The organism is Yimella radicis (assembly GCF_054778255.1).
In genome coordinates this window covers 122382-145532 of record NZ_BAAGZR010000024.1, presented here as the reverse complement: position 1 = coordinate 145532, position 23151 = coordinate 122382, and the positions used below count along the sequence as shown (strand labels likewise).

Annotated in this window: 18 protein-coding genes; 11 read left to right on the top strand and 7 right to left on the bottom strand. The window is 67.5% G+C overall.

The window, feature by feature from the left end; genetic code table 11:
• Nucleotides 1-192: 192 nt before the first annotated feature.
• Nucleotides 193-1947, bottom strand: a complete 1755-nt coding sequence (gene argS / locus ACYU8W_RS12975; protein WP_499469670.1) for an arginine--tRNA ligase — start codon at nt 1945-1947, stop codon at nt 193-195.
• A gap of 131 nt (nt 1948-2078) precedes the next feature.
• On the opposite strand from argS, the gene ACYU8W_RS12970 reads away from it, so the two are divergent.
• Both ACYU8W_RS12970 and ACYU8W_RS12965 read left to right on the top strand, forming a co-directional pair.
• Nucleotides 2079-5918, top strand: a complete 3840-nt coding sequence (locus ACYU8W_RS12970) for a Pls/PosA family non-ribosomal peptide synthetase (RefSeq protein WP_499469668.1) — start codon at nt 2079-2081, stop codon at nt 5916-5918.
• 55 nt (nt 5919-5973) lie between these two features.
• A complete protein-coding gene (locus ACYU8W_RS12965; protein ID WP_499469666.1) occupies nt 5974-7278 on the top strand; it encodes a M1 family metallopeptidase in 1305 nt (434 codons plus the stop codon).
• Between the two features lie 77 nt (nt 7279-7355).
• Here the strand turns inward: ACYU8W_RS12965 and ACYU8W_RS12960 are convergent, their stop codons facing one another.
• The 3 genes from ACYU8W_RS12960 to ACYU8W_RS12950 form a co-directional block, all read right to left on the bottom strand.
• Nucleotides 7356-8108 (bottom strand): transglycosylase family protein, encoded by a 753-nt coding sequence (locus ACYU8W_RS12960; protein WP_499469664.1) that lies wholly within the window; start codon nt 8106-8108, stop codon nt 7356-7358.
• Between the two features lie 378 nt (nt 8109-8486).
• Nucleotides 8487-10790, bottom strand: coding sequence for an MMPL family transporter (locus tag ACYU8W_RS12955; RefSeq protein WP_499469662.1), 2304 nt, complete (start codon nt 10788-10790; stop codon nt 8487-8489).
• A gap of 44 nt (nt 10791-10834) precedes the next feature.
• The gene (locus ACYU8W_RS12950) at nt 10835-11440 is read right to left on the bottom strand and encodes a TetR family transcriptional regulator (RefSeq protein ID WP_499469660.1); all 606 of its coding nucleotides are present in this window, start codon (nt 11438-11440) and stop codon (nt 10835-10837) included.
• A 133-nt stretch (nt 11441-11573) separates the two neighbouring features.
• Here ACYU8W_RS12950 and bioB point away from each other — a divergent pair, with 133 nt between their 5' ends.
• The 7 genes from bioB (at nt 11574) to ACYU8W_RS12915 (ending at nt 17046) form a co-directional block, all read left to right on the top strand.
• Nucleotides 11574-12587 carry a biotin synthase BioB gene (bioB, locus tag ACYU8W_RS12945; RefSeq protein ID WP_499469658.1) on the top strand — a complete coding sequence of 338 codons (1014 nt, stop codon included), beginning with the start codon at nt 11574-11576 and terminating at the stop codon, nt 12585-12587.
• A gap of 7 nt (nt 12588-12594) precedes the next feature.
• Complete coding sequence (gene bsaP / locus ACYU8W_RS12940) at nt 12595-12789, top strand: biotin synthase auxiliary protein BsaP (protein ID WP_499469656.1); 195 nt, start codon at nt 12595-12597, stop codon at nt 12787-12789.
• A gap of 109 nt (nt 12790-12898) precedes the next feature.
• On the top strand, nt 12899-13567 hold the full coding sequence (locus ACYU8W_RS12935) for a hypothetical protein (protein ID WP_499469654.1): 669 nt from the start codon (nt 12899-12901) through the stop codon (nt 13565-13567).
• 63 nt (nt 13568-13630) lie between these two features.
• Nucleotides 13631-14920 (top strand): adenosylmethionine--8-amino-7-oxononanoate transaminase, encoded by a 1290-nt coding sequence (locus ACYU8W_RS12930; protein ID WP_499469652.1) that lies wholly within the window; start codon nt 13631-13633, stop codon nt 14918-14920.
• Between the two features lie 76 nt (nt 14921-14996).
• Nucleotides 14997-15686, top strand: coding sequence for a dethiobiotin synthase (gene bioD / locus ACYU8W_RS12925; RefSeq protein ID WP_499469650.1), 690 nt, complete (start codon nt 14997-14999; stop codon nt 15684-15686).
• Between the two features lie 58 nt (nt 15687-15744).
• Nucleotides 15745-16539 (top strand): GNAT family N-acetyltransferase, encoded by a 795-nt coding sequence (locus ACYU8W_RS12920; RefSeq protein WP_499469648.1) that lies wholly within the window; start codon nt 15745-15747, stop codon nt 16537-16539.
• Between the two features lie 15 nt (nt 16540-16554).
• On the top strand, nt 16555-17046 hold the full coding sequence (locus ACYU8W_RS12915) for a low molecular weight protein-tyrosine-phosphatase (protein ID WP_499469646.1): 492 nt from the start codon (nt 16555-16557) through the stop codon (nt 17044-17046).
• A gap of 175 nt (nt 17047-17221) precedes the next feature.
• On the opposite strand, the gene ACYU8W_RS12910 is transcribed toward ACYU8W_RS12915, so the two are convergent.
• Nucleotides 17222-17641 carry a YkvA family protein gene (locus tag ACYU8W_RS12910; protein ID WP_499469644.1) on the bottom strand — a complete coding sequence of 140 codons (420 nt, stop codon included), beginning with the start codon at nt 17639-17641 and terminating at the stop codon, nt 17222-17224.
• Between the two features lie 121 nt (nt 17642-17762).
• Here ACYU8W_RS12910 and ACYU8W_RS12905 point away from each other — a divergent pair, with 121 nt between their 5' ends.
• Together ACYU8W_RS12905 and purB are read left to right on the top strand one after the other, a co-directional pair.
• On the top strand, nt 17763-18527 hold the full coding sequence (locus ACYU8W_RS12905) for a VOC family protein (protein ID WP_499469642.1): 765 nt from the start codon (nt 17763-17765) through the stop codon (nt 18525-18527).
• A 109-nt stretch (nt 18528-18636) separates the two neighbouring features.
• On the top strand, nt 18637-20049 hold the full coding sequence (purB, locus tag ACYU8W_RS12900; protein ID WP_499469640.1) for an adenylosuccinate lyase: 1413 nt from the start codon (nt 18637-18639) through the stop codon (nt 20047-20049).
• Between the two features lie 159 nt (nt 20050-20208).
• Here the strand turns inward: purB and ACYU8W_RS12895 are convergent, their stop codons facing one another.
• Together ACYU8W_RS12895 and ACYU8W_RS12890 are read right to left on the bottom strand one after the other, a co-directional pair.
• Nucleotides 20209-21708 (bottom strand): acyl-CoA carboxylase subunit beta, encoded by a 1500-nt coding sequence (locus tag ACYU8W_RS12895; protein ID WP_499469638.1) that lies wholly within the window; start codon nt 21706-21708, stop codon nt 20209-20211.
• Nucleotides 21709-21728: 20 nt separating this feature from the next.
• Entirely contained in the window at nt 21729-23111 is a 1383-nt protein-coding gene (locus tag ACYU8W_RS12890) for a tryptophan-rich sensory protein (RefSeq protein WP_499469636.1), read from the bottom strand.
• Nucleotides 23112-23151 lie beyond the last annotated feature (40 nt).

Genomic DNA, 23151 nt, shown 5'->3' with positions numbered 1-23151 from the left:
ATCACGAACAACACGCGAGATCTCATCAGCCATGCCTGATGAGTGTCCCGGATGTCACGACACTCGGGTGTCCCGAATGTCATGACATCCGGGACACCCAGAAGTCACGAGACATCACACATCAGGGCACTCCGTATACGGAGTGCCCTCGTGCATCTGGCGTGCCCTCGTCGGGAGGACCGAGGACGGCGCCTACATCTGCTGGGGCGCCTGGATGCCGAGCAACGACAAGCCGCGGGTCAGCACCTCGAGGGTCAGCCGGCACAGCGCGAGACGCGAGTCACGGACGGCGGCGTCCTCGGCCTTGAGCACCGGGCACGCCTCGTAGAACGCGGTGAAAGTGGTCGCCAGCTCGAACAGGTACGCGGCGAGTTTGTGCGGTTCGAGGCTCTCGCCGACCTGGTTGACGACCGAGCCGAACTCCAGCACCTTCAGGGCAAGGTCGCGCTCGGCCGGCTCGCCGAGCACGATCGGACCCTTCGGGTCGACGACGTCCGCACGGCCCAGGATCGAACGAATACGGGCGGTCGCGTACTGCAGGTAGGGCCCGGTGTTGCCCTGGAAGGCGACCATCCGGTCGAGGTCGAAGGTGTAACCGGAGTCGTGGCTGACCGACAGGTCGGCGTACTTGACCGCGGCGATGCCGACCTGGTGGGCGATGGTGTTCCGCGTCTGCTCATCCAGATCGGGACGCGACTCGGCCACCACGGTCGCGGCCCGCTCCAGCGCGGCGTCGACCAGCGACTGCAGCGACACCAGGTCGCCCGACCGGGTCTTGAGGATCTTGCCGTCGGTGCCGACGACATTGCCGATCTGCACGTGGATCGGCTCGGTGCCCTTGATCCAGCCCGCCTTGTCGGCGGCGGTCCACACCATCCGGAAGTGGAGGTTCTGCGGGGCCCCGACGACGTAGAGAGCCCGGTCGGCGTGCATCTGCAGCGAGCGCCGCCGGATCGTGGCCAGGTCGGTGGTGGCGTAGCCGTACCCGCCGTCCGACTTGCGGATGATCAGCGGCACCGGCTTGTCGTCGCGTCCGGTGAACTCGTCCTGGAAGACGCACAGCGCACCGTCGCTCATCACCGCGAGGCCCTTGTCCTCCATGGTCTGGCACACCTCGGCGAGCTCGTCGTTGTACGACGACTCCCCGGCGAGGTCGTCGTCGGTGAGCGTGATGTCGAGTTCGTCGTAAACGCGGCGCAGGTAGCCCTTGGTCAGTTCGAGGATCTCCCGCCACAGCCGCAGGCTCTCGGCGTCGCCGCCCTGCAGGGTCGCAACGCGGGCACGCGCCCGGGTGGCGAAATCGCTATCGGCCTCGCCCTTGTCGGACGCGTCGAACTTCGCCCGCGCGGCCCGATAGAACGCGTTCGGGTCGGTGGTCAGCAGCTTCGCCTCGTCGCTGCCCTCGCCGACCTCGAGGAGATGCTCGACCAGCATGCCGAAGGCGGTGCCCCAGTCGCCCAGGTGGTTCTGGCGAATGACCTTGTGGCCGAGGAACTCCATCGTGCGGGCGAGGGAGTCGCCGACGACCGTGGTGCGCAGGTGGGCGACGTGCATCTCCTTGGCGGCGTTCGGCGAGGAGTAGTCGATGACGATCGTTTCCTGTTGCGGCGCAGTCATGCCCAACGACGGGTCGCCGATCATCGACGCCGCGGCGGCGGCGATCCACTGCGACTTCAGCGTCACGTTGAGGAAGCCCGGGCCGGCGATCTCGACCGACTCGACGAGGTCGGGCGCGTCGAGGTGGTCGACGATCGACTGCGCGACCTCGCGCGGGTTCTTGCCGGCCTTCTTCGCCAGCGCCATCGCCGCGTTGACCTGCAGGTCGGCGCTGGTCTGCTTCTTGTTCGCCGGACGGATCACCGGATCGGCGTTCGCGAACTCGTCGCCCAGCGCAGCCACCATGGCCTTCTGGACGTGTGAGGTCAGGGCTGCGATCGGATCCACCATGTGAATCAGTTTATGGACGCGAGCAAATCGGTTCTGCCTCGTCCATCGAAGGCCGAATGCCGACCGACACAGCGGCGTTCACCTGACCCCGGCACAATATTGCCGCTGCTCCCGACGAAAGCGATGGATCCGTGTCCTTATTGCGAGGCGATCTGGCCCCGGCACCCCGCACGCTCGTCGACATCTTCGCCGAGACCGTGCAGGAGTGCCCGGACGCGCCCGCCCTCGACAACGGGCGCGAGGTACTGACGTACGCCGAACTCGACGAGCGGGTCACCGAACTCAGCGAGCAGCTCGCCACCGCCGGGGTTGGACGCGGCGACCGCGTCGGCGTCCGTATCAAGTCCGGCACGACCGACCTCTATGTCGCGATCCTCGGCATCATCGCCGCGGGAGCTGCCTACGTGCCGGTGGACGCGGACGACCCGGACGAGCGCGCCCGCACCGTCTTCGGCGAGGCGCAGGTGGCTGCCGTGCTCGGCGATGACCTGGCGATCGACGTCCGCCGTGAGGCCGAACCCAAGGAGTCGGTCGAGCCGCCGACGACCGAGGACGACGCCTGGATCATCTTCACGTCGGGTTCGACCGGCAAGCCGAAGGGCGTCGCGGTCACGCACCGCAATGCTGCAGCGTTCGTCGATGCCGAGTCACGAATGTTCCTGCAGGACAGCCCGATCGGCCCGGACGACCGAGTTATGGCCGGTCTCTCCGTTGCGTTCGACGCCTCCTGTGAGGAGATGTGGCTGGCGTGGCGGTACGGCGCCTGCCTCGTCCCGGCACCACGGTCGTTGGTGAAGTCGGGGATGGACCTCGGTCCATGGTTGATCGCCAACGACATCACGGTCGTCTCGACGGTGCCGACTTTGCTGGCCCTGTGGCCGGCCGAAGCACTGTCGAAGGTGCGTCTGCTCATCCTCGGCGGCGAGGCCTGCCCGCCCGAGCTCGGCACCCGGTACGCCACCGAGACCCGCGAGATCTGGAACACCTACGGGCCCACAGAGGCGACCGTCGTCGCCTGTGGCGCGCAGCTGACCGGCGACGGCCCCGTCCGCATCGGCCTCCCGCTCGACGGGTGGGACCTCGAGGTCGTCGACACCGACGGCAACCCGGTCGCCGAGGGCGAGACCGGCGAACTGATCATCGGCGGGGTCGGCCTCGCGCGTTACCTCGACCCGGCCAAGGACGCCGAGAAGTACGCACCGATGCCGACTCTCGGCTGGGAGCGGGCGTACCGCTCCGGTGACCACGTGGTGAAGGACTCCGAAGGACTGCTCTTCGCCGGTCGCGCGGACGACCAGATCAAACTCGGCGGACGCCGTATCGAACTCGGTGAGATCGACGCCGCCCTCACCGCGCTGCCCGGAGTGCACGGCGGCGCGGCGGCGATCCGATCGACCAGCACCGGCAACAAGATCCTGGTCGGCTACCTGACCACCAAGCCCGACTTCGACCTGTCGGTGGCGATGGACCGGCTGCGTGCGGAACTGCCCGCGACGATGGTGCCGCGGCTCGCCGAGGTCGACACCCTCCCGACGCGCACCAGCGGAAAGATCGACCGCGACGCACTCCCCTGGCCCGTGCCCACGCTGCGTCCGGTCGGGCAGGAGTCTGTCGAACTCGAAGGCACCGCGAAGATGGTCGCCGACCTGTGGCTGGAGGTCATGGGCGTCGTGGTCGCCACACCCAAGGACGATTTCTTCGAGGCCGGCGGCGGCAGCCTGACCGCGGCGCAGCTGGTGTCCCGTCTGCGCCAGACGCATCCCGAGGTAACCGTCGCCGACATCTACGACTATCCGACGGTGGGCGCCCTTGCCACACAACTGGATTCGATGGCCGCTCCGGCAAACGTGCGGGAACGCACCGTCCCGCCGACTCCACTCAAGACACAGATCGGGCAGCACGTAGGGCTGGTCGGCACGCGGGCCCTGGCCGGTATGCGCTGGATCGCCTGGTTGCTGCTGGGTACGAAGCTCACCGCTCTCGTGGTCGATCGCGATCTCCCAACGGCGTCATGGTGGCTGATCCTCCCGTTGGTGCTGATCTTTCTCACGCCTCCTGGACGAATCCTGCTGGCGACCAGCCTGATTCGCATCACGCTGGCCGGACTCAAGCCGGGTAACTACCCCCGCGGCGGCAAGATCCACATGCGACTGTGGCTGGCCGAGAAGATCGCCGAGGAGAGCGGTGCGACCCGACTGTCGAGCGCGCCCTGGATGACGACGTACGCCCGCCTGCTCGGCGCCAAGGTGGGCAAGGACGCCGACCTGCACACGATCCCGCCGGTCACCGGCATGCTCACCGTCGGTCAGTACGCCTCCATCGAGCCGGAGGTCGACCTGTCCGGGCACTGGCTCGACGGCGACCGCCTGCACATCGGGCAGATCCATGTCCGCAAGGGCTCCCGGGTGGGCACCCGGTCGACCCTCACGCCGGGCGCGATCGTCGGTCGAGGCAGCGAGATCGCCCCGGGCTCAGGTGTTTTCGGCACCGTGCCGGACGAGGAGTTCTGGAGCGGCGCACCCGCGACCAAGCTGGCCAGGATGAAGCCGCGGGAGATTGACCGCCCTCCGCACCGGCCGATCTTCACCCTCGCGTACGGCACGCTCGCCCTGTTGATCGCCGGACTGCCCGTACTTGCCACAGCTGCCGCGATCTACGTCGGCTCCCTGGTGCTCGACGACCGGTCGGCCTGGACGATGGCCGTCCCGATGGTCGTCGCCGGTGGACTGACCGGACTGACCCTTCTCACCGCGTCCATCTGGCTGCTCGCCCGACTGCTGCAGGCCAAGCTCCAGGAAGGTGAGTTCCCCGTGCACAGCGGGCAGGCTCTGCGCGCCTGGGGCACCCTGCGCCTCATGGACGAAGCGCGCGGCTGGCTGTTCCCGCTCTACTCCAGCGCGCTCACCCCGGCTTGGTTGCGCTCGCTCGGTGCCACCATCGGCAAGGACGTCGAGGCGTCCACCGTCCTGATGATCCCCAAGCTGGTCACCGTCGGGGAGGCGTCCTTCCTCGCCGACGACACCCTCGTTGGCCCCTACGAACTGCATGACGGACGCCTGCGCGTCGGCCGCACCAAGATCGGCAAGCGCGCCTTCCTCGGCAACTCCGGCATGGCCGCACCCGGCCGCAAGGTGCCCAAGCGCGGCCTCGTCGCGGTGCTGTCCGCCGCACCGAGCAAGTCCGAGAAGCCGAAGTCGGGCACGTCCTGGCTGGGCAGTCCCCCGGTGAAGCTGCGTCGAGAGTCCAGCAAGACCGACGACAGCCGAACGTTCCGACCGGCCCGCAGACTGCGGATCGCCCGCGGCATCGTCGAACTGTGCCGCATCGTCCCGGTGTTGCTGGCCTTCGGGCTGTGTGTCGCCGTGGCCGCGTCGTTGCTGGAGATCCAGCGTCACTGGGGCGTCGTGCCGATGATCGTGCTGGTCGGTCCGGTGCTGATGGTCGGCGGCGCGATCGCCTCCGGCCTGGCGTCCTTGTCGAAGTGGTTGCTGGTCGGACGCATCCGCCGCGGTGAACACCCGCTGTGGAGTTCGTTCGTGTGGCGCAACGAACTAGCCGACACCTTCGTCGAGATGCTCGCCGCCCCATGGCTCGCCCGCTCGGCGTCCGGCACCCCCGTGCTCAACCTCTGGCTGCGGACGATGGGCGCCAAGATCGGACGCGGCGTCTGGTGCGAGACGTACTGGCTGCCCGAGGCCGACCTGATCGAACTGCGCGACGGAGCAACGGTCGGCCGCGGCTGCGTCGTCCAGACCCACCTGTTCCACGACCGCGTCCTGTCGATGGACACGGTGACGCTCAAGGAAGGCGCGACGCTCGGCCCGCACGGCGTGATACTTCCCGCCGCAACCCTGGGTCGGTCGGCTACCGTCGGCCCGGTGTCGTTGGTCATGCGCGGGGAGTCGGTGCCCGACAAGACCCGCTGGTTGGGCAACCCGATCGGTGCATGGAACGAAGGCGACCAGCCGTGAACCGGTCGCTACTGCAACCACTTCCGATGACTACCGCTGTAGATGGTGAAACCTGTTGAGCCCCCTGAGCAAGAGCCCCGTCGATCCTTACCTGCCCGGGCACGGTGATCCCTCGTACGAGGTCACCCATTACGACCTCGACCTCGACTACGCGATCGAGAACAACAACCTCGCCGGCAAGGCGACGCTGCACATCCGCGCCTGCAAGAAGCTCGACGAACTGGTGGTCGACCTGCACGCGTTGAAGGTCGTCAAGATCTCCGGGGTCCGGGTGGCCCGCTACACCCACCGCGACTCAAGGCTGCGGATCAAGCTGGCCAAGGAACTCGCCAAGGGCGAGGAGATCCGCCTGACGGTCGCCTACCGCGGCGTGCCGGTACCGGTGAAGGACGAGGTGGGGGACGCCGGTTGGGAAGAGCTCACGGACGGCGCGATCGTCGCCGCGCAGCCCGGCGGCGCACCGAGCTGGTTCCCCTGCAACGACCGCACGTCGAACAAGGCCACTTACACCATCACGGTCGCGACCCACCCCGACTACCTGGTGGTGTGCAACGGGATCCGCACCGCCTCCCGCCGCCGCGCCGGACGCGTGGTGTGGACCTACGAACAACGCGAGCCGATGGCTCCCTACCTCGCCACCGTCCAGATCGGGCGGTACGTGGAGGTGCCGCAGTCGGCCGATGTCCCGATGAGCGGTGCGGTGCCGCCGGCGCGACTCACCGCCTTCGAGCGTGCGTTCGCCGACCAGCCGGCGATGCTGGAGTTCTTCACCCGGCTCTTCGGGCCGTACCCGTTCGATGTCTACCGCGTCGTGGTCACCGACGAGCCGCTGGAGATCCCGCTCGAGGCACAGTCGCTGTCGATCTTCGGCACGAACTTCCTCAACCGCGGATGGGACGCCCAGCGTCTGATCGCGCACGAACTGTCACACCAGTGGTTCGGCAACGCGGTCACCATGCACTCGCTCAAAGACATCTGGCTGCACGAGGGCTTCGCCTGCTACGCCGAGTGGCTGTGGTCACAGGAGTCCGGCGGGCCCTCGACCGACGAGCGTGCCGCCGAGCACCACGCCGGCCTCACGCGCAAGCCGCAGGATTTGTTGCTCGGCGACCCGGGCCAGGCGGACGTCTTCGACGACCGCGTCTACAAGCGCGGCGCGCTCACCGTCCACGCGGTACGCAAGCGTCTGGGCGACGCCTGCTTCTTCGCGATGCTGCAGGACTGGGTCAAGGCCTACAACGGGAAGAACGTGTCCACACAGGAATTCGTGGCGTTCGCCGGCGAGCACAGCGGCGTCCGCATCGACGACCTGATCGACGCATGGGTGTACGCGCTGCCGTTGCCGCCGTTGCTCCGCTGACCGTTCCGCGACAGAACGAATCCCCCGGCCGCGTGACGCGTCCGGGGGATTCGTTCAGGGGGGTGACTACCCGGTGATCAGTTCGCCGGGATGTCGAAGACCTGGCCGACGAAGATCAGGTGCGGGTTGCTGATTTTGTCGTTGTTCAGGTGGAACAGCGACTTCCAGTTGTTCAGACCGAGCTTCTCGGCGATCTTGCCAAGGGTGTCGCCCGACTTCACCGTGTAGGTGTCACCAGTGCTCTGCACCTTCGGGGTCGCGCGGGTGACCTCGTGCTTGTGCTGCTTGACCTTCTTGGGGGCCTGCTGCACGGGAGCCTGCTGCTGCACCGGAGCCTGCTGCTGGTAGCTCTTCTTCGGTGCCTGGTACTGCTTCTTCGGCGCCTGGTAGGTCGGAGCCTGCTGCTGCGGAGCCTTGCGCGTAGCGCTGCGCGAGGTCTGCTGCTGCGGAGCGGCCTGGGCCGGGGCGGTCGAGGAGGCGGCGCCACCGTTCGCGCGGGTCAGACCCGCACGCACGGAGCACACCGGCCACGCGCCGGGGCCCTGCACCGCGAGGGTGCGCTGGGCGACACGGATCTGCTCGGCCTTGCTGGCGTTGGCCGGCGAGCCGGAGCCACCGAAGCCGCTCCAGGTCTGCTGGCTGAACTGCAGTCCGCCGTAGTAGCCGTTGCCGGTGTTGATGCTCCAGTTGCCACCCGACTCACACTGTGCGACGCGGTCCCAGACGGTCTCGGCCTTGGCCTCGCCGGCGGTACCGAACGACACGGCAGCCGCGGCAGCGGCGCCCGTCACGGCGAGGGTGGAGATTCGGGTCTTGCGGTTGTTGAGCAAAATGCTTCCCTTCGGTTTGCTGCCTCACCAGGCGCACGCAAGCCTCCGATCGGTCGGCTCGTCATGCACCGCGGCGCCTCGTCTGGCTCCGGAAGTTCCGGACGCGACGTTCACCTGGGAGGTACGGCGAGCGAACGTGCCAGCTCCCGACGCAACTCATTGGTCCGAGCGGTCGGGCAACCATGCGGTCAGGGGCATCAACGCGACACGTGGACGGAGTGTTACAGGAAGGTCACGGAATGTGACATGACTCACATCCAGAATGCCGCGTGCGACCGACCGAATTGTGCGTCTTTCCGGGGCTGGGGCGGGTATGACGACGGGTCGCGCCCTCCCCCGAAAAAGGGCGCGACCCCGCCTGCTGTGTGGGCCCGAGGATCAGTCGTCCTCGAGCACCGGTTCCTTCTCCAGCTCCGGGTGGATACCGACGAGCTTCTCGCCCTCGACGTCGACCGACGGCAGGATCTTGTCCAGCCACTTCGGCAGGGACCACGCCTTGTCGCCCATCAGGTACATGAGTGCCGGGATGAGCGTCATCCGGATGACGAACGCGTCGAAGAAGACCGCGATCGCCAGCGCGAAGCCCATCGATTGGATCAGCGAGTTGTCCTGCAGGATGAACGCGGCGAAGACGGAGATCATGATCGCCGCAGCCGCGGAGACCACACGGGCGCCGTGGCGGAAGCCGTCGACCACCGCCTCGCGGGCCGACATGCCGTGCACGTACGCCTCCCGCATCCGGGTGACCAGGAAGACCTGGTAATCCATCGCCAGGCCGAACACCAGACCGATCAGGATGATCGGCATGAAGCTCACCAGCGGTGCGCCCTCGACGAGGCCGAACGTGCCTTCCTGGAAGATCAGCACGGTCGCACCGAGCGTCGCGAGCACCGACAGCAGGAAGCCGAGCGTCGCGGTCAGCGGCACCAGCAGCGACCGGAAGACCAGCAACAGCAGGAGGAACGCCAGGCCGATGACCACCGCGAGGTAGATCGGCAGCGCCTCGGTCAGCCGCTCCGAGACGTCCGTCTGGATGGCGGTCACACCGGTGATCCCGATGTCGGTCCTGGTCTGCGACTCGATGCCGGACTCACCGCCGCGCAACGCGTGCAGCAGGTCCTCGGTCTTCGTGTCGTCACCGGCGGTCTTGGGCGTGATGAGCACCTGAGCGCCCGACATGTCCTTGTTGACCGCGACCATCTGGGCGTTCGCGACGTTGTCCTGCCCGGCCGCCCACTGGACGACCTTGTTGTAGGCGGCGACGCGCTCCTGCGGGGTCTTCAGCGACGAACCGTCCACGACGGTCACCAGCGGGGACTGCCGCCCTTCACCGAACGCCCCGGCGACCAGGTCAGCAGCCTTGCGCTGCGTGGTCGACTTGGCGGCCGTGGAGTCGGTGGGCAACGCGAGGTGCAGGTCCTTCATCGGCACGGCCAACGCACCGAGCAACACGACCACGAGAGCGACGATGGCGGCCGGCTTCTTGCCCAGGAAGCGGGCCCAGCGGACGCCGTTGTTGAGCGGGCGACCGTCCTCGTCCAGCGGGTCCTTGTGGCGACGGACGCGTCCGGTGAAGGCCTTGCTCTTGAACATTCCGAGGATCGCGGGCAGCAGGGTGAGGGCGACGAGCACCGCGAAGAACACCGTGCCGGCAGCTGCCATACCCATCGAGGTCAGGAACGGGATGCCGACGACGGCGAGCGCCGCCAGGGCGATCAGCACGGTCAGACCGGCGAACACGACGGCCGAACCGGCCTTTCCGACAGCAAGACCTGCGGCATGCGCACGATCCTCGGTGTGCCGCAGTTCCGCGCGATAGCGAGCCAGGATGAACAGCGTGTAGTCGATGCCGACCGCGAGGCCGATCATCGTCGCGAGGATCGGCGTGGTGGTGCCGATGGTCGTGAAGGCGGTAGCGATGTACATCCCGATCATGCCCATCGCGACACCGAAGAAGGCGGCGATGATCGGCATACCGGCGGCCACGAGCGAGCCGAAGGTGATGATCAGGACGATCGCGGCGACGGCGATACCGATCAGCTCAGCACTGCCGCCGGTCTCCGGGATCGCCTGCATGCCCTGACCGTTGACCTCGATCTGCATGCCGCTGGTCTTCGCGTGCTTCTGAAGCACCTCGGTCAGCTTGTCCTTGGTCGCCGGCTTCACGTCCGGTACGGCAGGTACGTCTAAATCGAAGGTGATCGTGCCGACCCGGCCGTCTGCGGAGAGCGGCAGGAGCGCCTTCGCGTTCGCCTCGGCGACGGCCTTCGGAGCACCGTTCTTCATCGCGCCCTGGACGGCCATCTTGTACTGCGCATCGGCTGCGGGCACCGGCGGCGCGATCGGCGTCTTCGGCATCTGCGGGACGGTGGCGAGGTCCTTGACCAGCGCACCGGCGGCCTGCTGGTACTTCGCCTCGCGCAGCGAGTGGCCCTCGGGCGCGGCCAGCACGACGCTGACCGTGGCGGCGTTCTCGACGTCCTTGGCGTCCGGGAACAGCTTCTTCTGCATGTCCTGCGCCTGGAGCGAAGGAATTCCGGGAATGCTGAAGGAGTCGGCCATCGGCTTGGAGACGGCGCCGGCGAGCGCGCCGAATCCGATCACGGCCAGCAGCCAGGCGGCGATGAACACCGGCCATTTGCGGTAGGCCGTACTGCCGAGGCGGTACAGGAAGGTAGCCATAGCTTCTTTCTTCTCGTGGGGGTGGAAGTCGTCGGGAATCGTGGTCAGCGGCCGAGCAGGTCGTGCGCGACCTGGAGATTGGCGGCGTAGAACTCGTTGAAGAAGTGGGCGCCCTCGTCGGCCACGAACTGCTGAATGGTCACTTCGACCAGTGCCAGCAAAGTGGCGATCGTGACCCGGACGCGCGGGTGGTCGGGCGGCAGGTCTTCTCGTTCTCCGATCACGCCGGCGAACTCACCGATGTGGTGACGTGCGCGCTGCAGGGCCTCATGGGTGAGTTTCGGATTGCGCTCGAAGCACTGCGTCACCGTGACCATGGCCGCCCGGTCGAGTTCCGGGTCGTCGAACATGACCTTGACCATCTCGACGCAGTCGTCGATCAGGACCCCCGTAGGCCCACCCGCTTTGAACGTCGCGAGGGTGGCGGCGTCGATGCGCGGACCGTCTCCGAGGACGGCGTCGAGTTTCGTGGGGAAGTAGTTGAACAACGTCCGACGCGACACCTCTGCGGCGTCGGCGAGTTGGTCGAGGGTGAACTCGTCGTAACCGTGATCGGCGGCCAACCGCTGGGCGCAGCGAGTGATCCGCTGGGCAGTGCGGTGCTTGTTCAGCGAGCGCCGGCTGAGCTCATGGAGGTTGGATTCGGGCACTGGTCAATATTTGCCCTTTGGGGGCGGAGGGTGCAAATTTGCACTCAGTGAGTTGTGCCACGCCGGCCCCGGTGACCGCCGAGTAGCGGGTCCGGCGAAAGCCCTGTGCCGGCCTGCGGCAGGATCGTGCGCCATGACCAGCACCACAGCGAACACCTCGATCCTCGAACGCGCGCAGGACCGCGTCCTCATCAAGGGCGAAGGACTCACCTACGACGAGATCGTCGAGGTGCTGCGCACGCCGGACGAGATGCTCCCGGACCTGCTCGCTCTGGCCCACGAGGTGCGACTGAAGTTCAACGGTGAAGAGGTCGAGGTCGAGGGAATCGTCTCGCTCAAGACCGGCGGCTGCCCCGAGGACTGCCACTTCTGCAGCCAGTCCGGTCAGTTCACCTCCCCGGTGCGCAGCGTGTGGCTGAACATCCCCGAGTTGGTGAAGGCCGCGCAGCAGACCGCCGCCACCGGCGCGACCGAGTTCTGCATCGTCGCCGCGGTCCGTGGGCCGGACGAGCGGCTGATGTCGCAGATGCGCGACGGCGTGAAGGCGATCAAGGAAGCGGTCGACATCCAGGTCGCGGCGTCCCTCGGCATGCTCACCCAGGAACAGGTCGACCAGATGGTCGAGATGGGTGTGCACCGTTACAACCACAACCTCGAGGCCGCGAGGTCGTTCTTCCCGCGGGTCGTCACCACCCACTCCTATGAGGAGCGGTGGGACACCTGCCAGATGGTGAAGGCGTCCGGCATGGAGTTGTGCTGCGGCGGCCTGGTCGGCATGGGCGAGACGCTGGAGCAGCGGGCCGAATTGGCTTCGCAGCTGGCCGAACTCGAGCCACACGAGGTGCCGTTGAACTTCCTCAACCCGCGCCCCGGCACCCCGTTCGGTGACCTGGAACCGATGGACTCCAAGGACGCGCTGCGCACGATCGCGGCATTCCGGTTGGCGATGCCGCGGACGATCCTGCGATACGCGGGCGGACGCGAGTTGACCCTCGGTGACCTGGGCACGCGCGACGGACTGCTGGGCGGCATCAACGCCGTCATCGTCGGCAACTACCTGACCACCCTGGGACGCAATCCCAAGCAGGACCTCGAACTGCTCGACGAGTTGCAGATGCCGATCAAGGCACTGAACGCGTCCCTGTGAGCCGGTGGTGAGTGACGACCGCTACTGCGCCCGGTGCGGTGAGCCGGTGGCCGAGGGCGACCACGAAGTGTGCGCACGATGGTTGGCGGCCGAGGAACCTCCGCGGTTCTGTACGAAGTGCAAACGCCGGATGAAGGTGCAGGTCACCCCGACACACTGGAGCGCGACCTGCGTCCAGCACGGTGAGTTGCAGGGCGGTTGAACGACCCGTTTTGCGGAATCGCCGAGGAAACCCTCACCGTCGGCGCGGCGAGCGAACTAGGTTTGATCCGAGCGGCCGAGGCAGGCCGCACGACTTCAGGAGGAAGCAGATGTCACAGCCGACAGGCGGGTCGTACGACGGCCAGGGCGGCTCGCCCGGCCAGAACTGGGGCCAAGGGGACGCGGGCCAGGGTTCGAGCCAGGGGTACGGTCAGCAGCAGGCAGGCGGCCAGGGCGGCTCGCTCGGCCAGAACTGGGGTTCGCCCGAGGCCGACAACCAGGCCGGTTCGCAGTCCACCCAGGAGTGGGGGTCGCAGGGTGGCGGTTCGTCCGCCGCGCAGGGTTACGGCCAGGGTTCACAGAACTCCGGGCAGTCCTACGGCCAGCAGTCCTACGGCGACAACTCTCCCGCCTACGGCACCGGCCGTTCGGGCAACCAGAGTGGCTTCCAGCCGACCGCTAACTCCGGTGGTGGCGACGGCGCCGGTGCGATGTTCAGCGACAAGTTCAGCAAGTCGCTCACCGAGAAGATCGCGCCGCTCGCCTTCATGCTGATCAGCGCGGCTGCGATCCTCTGGGGTCTGACCGACATCCTGCACGGCTTCATGGGCGACACCATGGGTGACGGCGACAACGACGTCACGATGAAGATGAAGGTCTTCCCGGCCGTCCTCAACATGCTCGCCGACCTGGCGATCGTCGGTGCCGTGATCTTCGGCGCCCGCGTTCTGCTGGAACTGGCGGTCAACGTCGCCAAACTCACTCGCAAGCGCGACTGACGCATTACTTCGAGGTAGGAGGGTCCGGGCGCTACCCGGACCCTCCTACTGTTTGATGGGCGGGTGCCGTCGCCAGACCTATTCGACTTCGACCGTGAACACCTTTGGCATCCATACGCATCCGCCACCCGACCCACCACGACGCACCTGGTCGAGTCGGCGTCGGGCGTGCGACTTCGGTTGCGGACAGCCGACGGCGAGCGCCACGAGGTCATCGACGCCATGGCCTCGTGGTGGTGCGCGATCCACGGGTACGCGGTACCGGAACTGGACGCGGCCGCCCGCTCGCAACTCGACCGCATGTCGCACGTCATGTTCGGTGGATTGACCCACCAGCCCGCGATCACGTTGGCCGACAAGCTCATTCGCCTCGCACCGGGTGACTCGCTGCAGCACGTGTTCTTCGCCGACAGTGGCTCGGTCGCCGTCGAGGTCGCGTTGAAGATGGCCTGGCAGGCGCACGCCGCCGCGGGCCGTCCGCGCTCGAAGGTGTTCACCATCCGTGGCGGGTATCACGGCGACACGATGTCCCCGATGAGCGTCACCGACCCGGTGAACGGGATGCACACGCTCTTTCGAGGGGTGCTGCCGCAGCAGATCTTCGCGCCACAACCGCCCGGTGGGTTGGACGCCGACATCTCCGCCTGGGAGGTCGAGACGCGAGCACTCTTCGAAAAGCACGCAGACGACATCGCCGCGGTGATCGTCGAGCCGGTGCTCCAGGGAGCCGGAGGGATGTGGATCCATCCACCGTCGGCGGTTCGCGTGCTCGGCGACCTCGCCCGGTCATCCGGCGCGCTGCTGGTGTTCGACGAGATAGCAACCGGATTCGGCCGTACCGGCACGATGTGGGCGGCCGACCGGTGCGGCGTCGTCCCCGACGTCCTGTGTGTCGGAAAGGCGTTGACCGGCGGGTATCTGACCCTTGCCGCAGTGTTGTGCACCTCGCAGGTCGCCGATGCAGTCTCGGCCGATCCTGCCGGCGCCCTCATGCACGGGCCGACCTTCATGGCGAACCCGTTGGCGTGTGCGGTCGCGTCCGCATCCATCGACCTGCTCGGCGACGACCTCCTCGAGCGCGTGAATTCGCTTGGCTCACGGCTGTCTTCGGCGATCGAACCCGCCCGTGCACTGCCGGGAGTAGCCGACGTCCGGTCGATCGGAGCTGTCGGAATCATTCAGCTCGACGCGCCGCGCGACCACGCCGCAGCGTCCCGGGTCGCTCTGGAACACGGCGTGTGGCTGCGCCCGTTCCGAGACCTGATCTACGCGATGCCGCCGTACGTCTGCTCCCCGGACGAGGTGGAGAAGATCGGCGCAGCCATGGTGGCGGCGACCCGGGCTGTCGCATGACGCTGTTCGAGGAACGTCCGTACCGCAAACCACAACAGGCCTGAGTCATCGCAGGACGAGGTGCGACAGTGGTCGCATGAGCACACCTGTCCTCGTCATCACCGGCACCGACACAGAGGTCGGCAAGACCGTCGCCACGGCGGTCATTGCGGCCGCCCTGGCCGCCCGCGACCAACGCGTCCTGGCGATCAAGCTCGCCCAGACCGGCGTGGGTGAGAACGAGGACGGCGATGCGCAAACGATCGCCCGGCTCGCCGGCGTCGAGGTCGACGAGCACCTGCGGCTGCCCGATCCGCTGGCTCCGGACGTGGCCGCCGAACTGGCCGAGACCTCGATCCCGACGGTGGGCGAACATGCCGAACGCGTCGCCGAACAGGCGCAGAGCGATCGATACGACGTCATCCTGGTGGAGGGGTCCGGCGGGCTGCTCGTTCGGCTCGACAGTGAGGGCGCGACCCTGGCCGATCTGGGTACCCCGTTGGAAGCCAAGGGGATCCGTACCGGCTATGTCGTGGTGGTTCGGCCCGGACTCGGCACCCTCAACCACACGGCACTCACGCTGGAAGCACTCCGCATCCGCGGACTCGACCTGGTCGGCGTCGTCATCGGGTCGGCATCCGACCAGCCCGACCTCGCCGAACGCACCAACGTCGACCGACTGCGCACGCTGGCCGAGGGTCAATTGCTCGGCGCGGTGCCGAGCGGCGCCGGTGACCTCCCTCCGCAAACCTTCCGTGAGCAGGCCCCGACCTGGATTCGCCTCTGACGGGAGCCGTCCCGAAAAGAGATGGGCTCGCGGCCGATCGCCGAGGATGATGGCCGCCATGACCGACGACATCGCCCGACTGCTGCAGGCGTACGACGACCAACTTCGACGGGACGCGGAGGTGGTGGGCGCGCTCTCCTTCACCGAGGACGGACCGCTGGTACGCGGTGTCTTCGGCTGGGGCGGCTTCACGACCTATCGCTCGCTCGACGGCGTCGATGACCTCGACGAACTCATCGAACGCACCATCGCGCACTACCGCGACGAGACCGAGGTGGCCCGCTTCGAATGGAAGACCAGGGGGCACGATCAACCGGCCGATCTCGGACAACGCCTGGTCGCGCAGGGCTTCCAGGCCGAGGAACTGGAGACCGTGATGGTCGGCCAGATCGAACATCTGGTGCAGGATGTCGAACTGCCGCCAGGGGTACGCATCCGGCAGGCCGGGGTGGCCGGTGACTTCACCGACGACGTGACCCGCGCCAATCACCTGCAGAACGCCGTTTTCGGTGGCGGCGGCGCGACGGCTGTCGAGACCATCGATCGGCTCGAACGGTCCCGAGGCAACGCGACCATGTGGCTGGCCGAGGACGGCGACGAGGTGATCAGTGCCGGACGACTCGAGATCGTGCCGGGCACCGACTTCGCGGGCCTCTGGGGCGGTGTGACCCACGTTGCCCGCCGTGGCCAGGGCATCTATCGCGCGCTGACCGCGGCTCGGGCGGCGCACGCACAGCAAGCCGGAGTGAAGTTCATGCAAAGCGACTGCTCCCCGATGTCGCAGCCGATCCTCGAACGCAGCGGTCTGACCGCCGTCACCACCACGACCCCGTACATCTGGACGCGGGTCTGAGACACAATCGTCGGCATGACCGATCCGTACCGCGTCTGCGTCGTCTGCACCGGCAACATCTGCCGCTCCCCCATGGGCGAGGTGATCCTGCGTGAGCTCGTTGAGCGGGAAGGCTTGTCGGACAAGGTGATTGTCGACTCCGCTGGCACGGGCGGGTGGCACGTCGGTGACCCGGCCGACCCGCGGACGCTGACCGCACTCACGTCCGGCGGTTACGACGGGTCTGCGCACCGGGCACGTCAATTGAGCGCTGACGACCTGACCGAGCGCGACCTCATCGTCGTGGCCGACCGCGGCCACCTGGACGAGGTGGCGGAGATGGTCGAGGCGGGAAAGGGCAGCGCGCAGATCCGACTGCTGCGTGAGTTCGATCCGGACGCCGACAAGGACGAGGTCGACGACCCCTACTTCGGTGACGGGGTCGGATTCGACCGCTGCCGGGACGAGGTCGAGGCCGCCTGCCGCGGCCTGGTCGAGCACCTGAAGACCGTCACGTCACAGCGATGAGCCCGACACGCAGGGCGTCGGCGAAACCCGGGCCGGCAGAACGACCTTCACCAGACCGCCTCCGCGGTCTCGACCGCGGTGCTCCTCGGGCTGGTCACCTGCGGCGGCTACTTGATGCTGGCTGTCTCCGACTTCTCCGCTGCGTGGTGACAACCTCACCCAGGGCGGCCGGCGCCTACTCTCCCAGTTCGTCGACCGGGTGCCCCTCGGAGCCGGAGGCCACGCGGGCGACCCAACGCACGACGGTGAGGTCGTCGATCAGGCCGTGTCTACTGTCGTCCGGGATGGCGTCGTGCGGCATGACGAGGTACTGCAGGCAGGCGATCACCAGCCGCAGCCGGGCCGAGCGGGTGGCGTCCAGGGACGCGTACGGCTCGCCGCTCTCCAGGAACGCCTCGACGACCGCCGCGGCGATGTCGATGTTGACCGCGATCGGCTTGGCCCGCAAGAACTCCGACTCGATGACCTTCATCTCGACCTCCGCGAGCAACACGCGGAGTCGGTGGTCGTCACGGGCTGCGTCTTCGGCCATCCGGCGGCAGCGCGCGAAGGGTTCGGAAGCGAGCAGGCGCCGGGTAGCGGCATCAGCAGGCATGTTCCGAGGGTAGGCAGTTCGAGGAGGTCGGCGAGTCGGAATCCGCCAAACCCGTACCGATTCGACACCTTCGACCCGCCCGCGACATAGGGTCGAACGAGATATCGGACGAAGGAGCACCATGGCGATTCACACCGGCACCTGGCCCAACGGCGTCCCCTGTTGGGTCGACTGCTCGTACCAGGAGGCGCACCGTGGACTGCATCACGCGAAGGATTTCTACGGGCGCCTGTTCGGGTGGCGCGTCGTCGACGGCGACGACGACTACGCGATCTGTCTGAAGGACGACCACCCGGCTGCGGGGATCACGCTCACCCAGGACGAGAACGCGCCGACCGTGTGGAACACCTACCTCGCGGTGGACGACGTCGACACCTTCGTCCAGCGCGTGGCCCAAGCGGGTGGGCAGGTCATCCTGCCACCGCAGGAAGTCGGTGCATCCGGACGCATGGCGTTCTGCAGCGACCCGACCGGCGCGGTCTTCGGTCTCTGGCAGGGCGGTGAGCACCCCGGCTTCGGGATCAGCGGCGAGGCCGGCACGGTCGCCTGGAGCACCCTGCTGACCAAGGACCTCGGCGCTGCCCGCGCGTTCTACGCCGAGGTCTTCGGCTACACCTACGTCGACGCCGACGAATACGGCGTTGTGGCGGCGCTGCCCGACGGCACCCGCATCTGCAGCATCCACCTGGCCGACCAGTTGCCGGACGATGCGTCCGCCAGTTGGCTGCCCCACTTCGGCGTCGCCGACCGCGACTCCTCGGCGCAATTGGCGCAGGAACTCGACGGATTCATCCTGATGACCTTCGACTCCCCGATGGGTCCGGAGGCGATCATCCAGGCCAAGCACGGCGAGGTGTTCGGCATCGTCGAGGTCGAAGAGGCCTGACCCCCTTTCGCCGAGTGGCCGGGTCATGAACTGGTGGCCGGGTTATCGCCCGGCCGCTGGTTCATATCCCGGCCACTCGGCGTACGGGGGCGCTGGAAGAATGAGGGCCATGCGTTCCCTCGCCGACACCCAGCCGCCCATCGCCCTCGGAGCACTCGACGGTCGTTACCGCGCTGCGGTCTCCCCGCTCGTCGACCACCTGTCCGAGGCGGCGCTCAACCGGCAACGGGTCAACGTCGAGGTGGAGTGGCTGATCCATCTCACCGCCCAGGGCGCGGTGCCCGGCGTCCGTACGCTCACCGAGTCCGAGCAGCAGCAACTTCGTGACGTCGTCGAGAACTTCGACCAGGACGACGTCACTGAACTCGCCGAGATCGAGCGCGAGACCGTCCACGACGTCAAGGCGGTGGAGTACTTCCTCAAGCGGCGACTGACCGCGATCGTCGGCGAGGACGACGCCAAGGGCCTGTCCGAACTCATCCACTTCGCGTGCACGAGCGAGGACATCAACAACCTCTCGTACGCGCTGATGGTGCAGGGTGCGACCCAGCAGGTCTGGCTGCCCCGTGCGAAAGCATTGGTGGACGCCGTCTCCACCATGGCGAACCACCTCAAGGACGTTCCGCTGCTGGCACACACCCACGGGCAGCCGGCGACCCCGACCACGCTGGGCAAGGAACTCGCGGTCCTTGCGCACCGACTGCGCCGCCAGCTCAAGCGCATCGAGCGAGCGGAATTCCTCGGCAAGATCAACGGTGCGACCGGCACCTACGGCGCCCACACCGCCGCAGTCCCGAGCACCGACTGGGTGGAGATCAGCCGGACGTTCGTCGAAAGCCTTGGGCTGCAGTGGAATCCGCTGACCACGCAGATCGAGAGCCACGACTGGCAGGCCGAGCTCTACAGCGACATCGCCCGGTTCAACCGCATCCTGCACAACCTGTGCACGGATGTGTGGACCTACATCTCGATGGGCTACTTCGCCCAGGTGCGCGGCCAGGGCACGGTCGGATCGTCGACGATGCCGCACAAGGTCAACCCGATCCGCTTCGAGAACGCCGAGGCGAACCTCGAGGTCAGCAGCGCACTGCTGGACGTTCTCGCGTCCACCCTCGTGCAGTCGCGCCTGCAGCGTGACCTCACCGACTCCTCGATGCAGCGCAACATCGGCACCGCGTTCGGCCATTCGCTGCTCGCTATCGACAACGCCGGACGTGGCCTGGCCGGCCTCGACGCCGTCCCGGTGGCCATGGCGGCCGACCTCGACGCGAACTGGGAGGTGCTCGGTGAGCCGATCCAGTCGGCGATGAGGGCCCTCGGCGCACAAGGGGTTCCCGGGATGGAGCAGCCGTACGAGCGGCTCAAGGAACTCACCCGCGGACGTCGGATCAACTCCGACGACCTGCAGGAGTTCGTCCGCGGACTCGGCCTGCCCGAGGAGGTGCAGGCCCGCCTGCTCGCCCTCACCCCCGCCACCTACGTCGGCCTGGCCCCGCAGCTCGTCGCCTACCTGGACCGCTGAGAACGCGCAGTCGCCCTGGGCGAGAACAACGAGGAACGCGAGCGGTTTCGGCGCGTACGGATTCGTTCCTCATCCGTACGGCTCAACCAGCTGAGGTTACGAGCTCATCCACCACCGCTGGTTGAGCCTGGACGCAGCGGTCGACCACGGCCGCAGCAGTCAGCGTGCTCGAACGAAGGTGCGGGCGATCAACGACCTGGTTTCGGCCGGGTCGATCACGTCGTCGATCTCGAAGACCCGGGCGGCGTTGAGCGCCTTGGCGTGCTGCTGCATGAGAGCCGTCTGTTCCTTGACCGTCTGTTCACGCTCCTCGGCCGCCAGAGCGGCGAGCTCCTTGGCCATGCCGAGGCGGACTGCACCTTCCAGACCCATCGGACCCAGGTGGGCGTCCGGCCACGCGACGGTCAGCAGCGGGCGGTGCGTGCTCCCGCCGAGCATCGCCTGCGCTCCGAGCCCGTACCCGCGTCGCAGCACCACACCCACCAGCGGCGTGGTGAGCCGCGCGCCGGCGGTCACCAGCCTGGACGCTTCACGGACCAGTCCATCCTGCTCGGCGTCCGGGCCCACCATGAAGCCAGGAGTGTCGACGAGCGACACCACGGGAAGTTGCCAGCGCTCGCACAGGTCGAGGAAGTCCGCTCCCTTCGCGGACGCCGCGGTGGTCAGCGCCCCGGCGAGGTGCGTCGACTGGTTGGCGATGAAACCGACCGGCATCCCCTCGACACGTGCGATGCACGTGACGAGCTCAGGCGCCCACCCAGAGCGCAGCCAGGTGATCGAGTCCATGTCGGCGAGGGTCTCGATAACCCGATGGACGTCGAAGGACTCCCGTTCGTTGTGCGGCAGGATCTCCCGGGCGAGATTCTGCTCCTCGGACGGCGCGTCCGGTTCGTGGGCGCGGGCCCCGAGATAGCCCAGGATGCGCCGGGCGACCTCGACGGCTCCCTCTTCGTCCTCCGCCACGACATCGAGCACCCCGTTCGCGCTCTGGACGTTGACCGGACCGATCTCCTCGGGCGCGAACTGACCCAGGCCACCACCGGCGATCATGGCCGGTCCGGCCATGCCGAGGTTCGCGTCCGGAGTGGCGATCCGCAGGTCGGCACATCCGGCGAGCACTGCATTTCCGGCGAAGCATCGTCCCGAGACGATCGCGATCTTCGGGATGCGTGCGGCGCCCCAGATCGCGAACAGGTCGAGGTCGAGGTAAGAGACCCCGGGCAGGTCGGTGTCTCCCGGACGTCCCCCGCCGCCTTCGGTGAAGAACACCGTCGGGACGTTCATGCGAAGGGCGGTCTCGACCAGGCGGTCGGTCTTGTGGTGCCCGCGCATTCCCTGCGTGCCGGCCATGACCAGGTAGTCGTAGGACAGCACCGCACACGGCGCACCGTCGACGGTCGCAGTGCCGCCGATGATGCCGTCGGCCGGCGCCTCGACCACGAGGTCGGCGAGGGGACGCCGCTGCTCCTGGGCAGGCGTGACGAAGCGCCCGTACTCGATGAACGACCCGTCATCGACGAGGTCGGCGATGTTCTCGCGGGCGGTGCGCCGTCCCTGGGCGTGACGTTTGGCCACCTTGTCGGCACGAGCTTCATCACCGGTCAGGTAGCGGCGGGCGAGAACCTCATTCAGTCCTTGCACCGGGACGTCGTCAGTCACGCGCCGACGGTATCGCGGCGTCAGTTGCGGCGGGCGATGTCCCCGCTGAGCGCGGTGGCGAAGGTGCACCATGCCGCGTAGGCACCGAGCGCGACCGTACGCAAGCCGCGGTTGGACACGTCAGCACGTCGGGCCAGGTCGGCACTGCTCACGGCCAATGCAGCGGCCACGACCGTCGCGGCCGCGGGCTTGTGTGCCCGGAAGAACACACCGCTCCACCCCGCGTTCAGCACCATGTTGACAGCGAGCGCCTTCTTGTACGAGTTCGTCTGCGACACAGGCGATTCAGCCATCGTCGCGGCGGACGCGAGCGCGGTCGTGGTGTAGAGCGTCGTCCACGCGACCGGGAAGGCCCAGGTCGGCGGCTGCCACGGCGGCAGGTCGAGGCTCTTGTACCAGCGGCTGTTCGGGTCGGTCAGCAACGAACCCACAAGGGCTGTTACCCCCACGATCGCCGCGGAGGTCTTGACCGAACGCGACCACGCGCGGGTGTCGACGTCCTTGGTCGCGCGGTGCACCGACTCCTCGAACCCGGCGAGTCCACCCTCGGGCGGTGACACGTACTCGTCGATGTCGTTCTCCGATGCAACTGCGTCATGCACCAGGCTCCCGGCCAACGGCTTGGCGACCCCTGCCGACACGGGGGTGACGAGCCCGACCCAATGACCGGCGAGGTTCGGCGTGAGCACCGGAACGGTCGCAATCCGCCTCTTTGGCAACCCGATTGCGGACGCATACCGGCGCATCATGTCGGCGTAGGTGAGCACGTCCGGGCCGGCGATGTCGAAGGCGCGGTTCACCTCCTGCGGCAAGTCAGCCGCGCCGACGAGGTAATGGATGACGTCGTCGTCGCAGATCGGCTGGATCTTGCTCTTCAGCCAGCGGGGAGCGATGACCAGCGGCAGTCGCTCGGACAGGTGACGCAGCATGTCGAAGGACGCCGATCCCTCGCCGATCACGGTGCCGGCCTGCAGCACGGCGGTCGGCACACCGGAGTCGAGCAGGATCTTGCCGACCTCCACCCGCGATGCGAGGTGCGGCGACAATTCGCCAGAGGGGTGCAGTCCGCTCAGGTAGACCATCCGGTCGACGCCGGACTTCTTTGCAGCAGAGGCGAATCTGGACGCCATTTCTCGGTCGCGTTCCTCGAAGTCACCCTCGCCGTCCATCGAGTGCAGCAGGTAGTACGCGACATCGACGCCGGCGAGAGACTTCGCCAGGTCAGCAGGTTCGCAAGCGTCACCCTCGACTGCCTCCACGCGCTCGGCCCATGCCGACGCAAGTGAATCGGGGTGACGACTGAGCACCCGCACGCGGAAACCCGCGTCGAGGAGTGCCGGCACCAAACGGCCGCCGACGTGGCCGGTTGCTCCGGTGACCAGGGCAAGACGGGACGAGCTCATAAGCTTCCTCCGAGGCAATCGTGGTGAACGGACCGGCAGA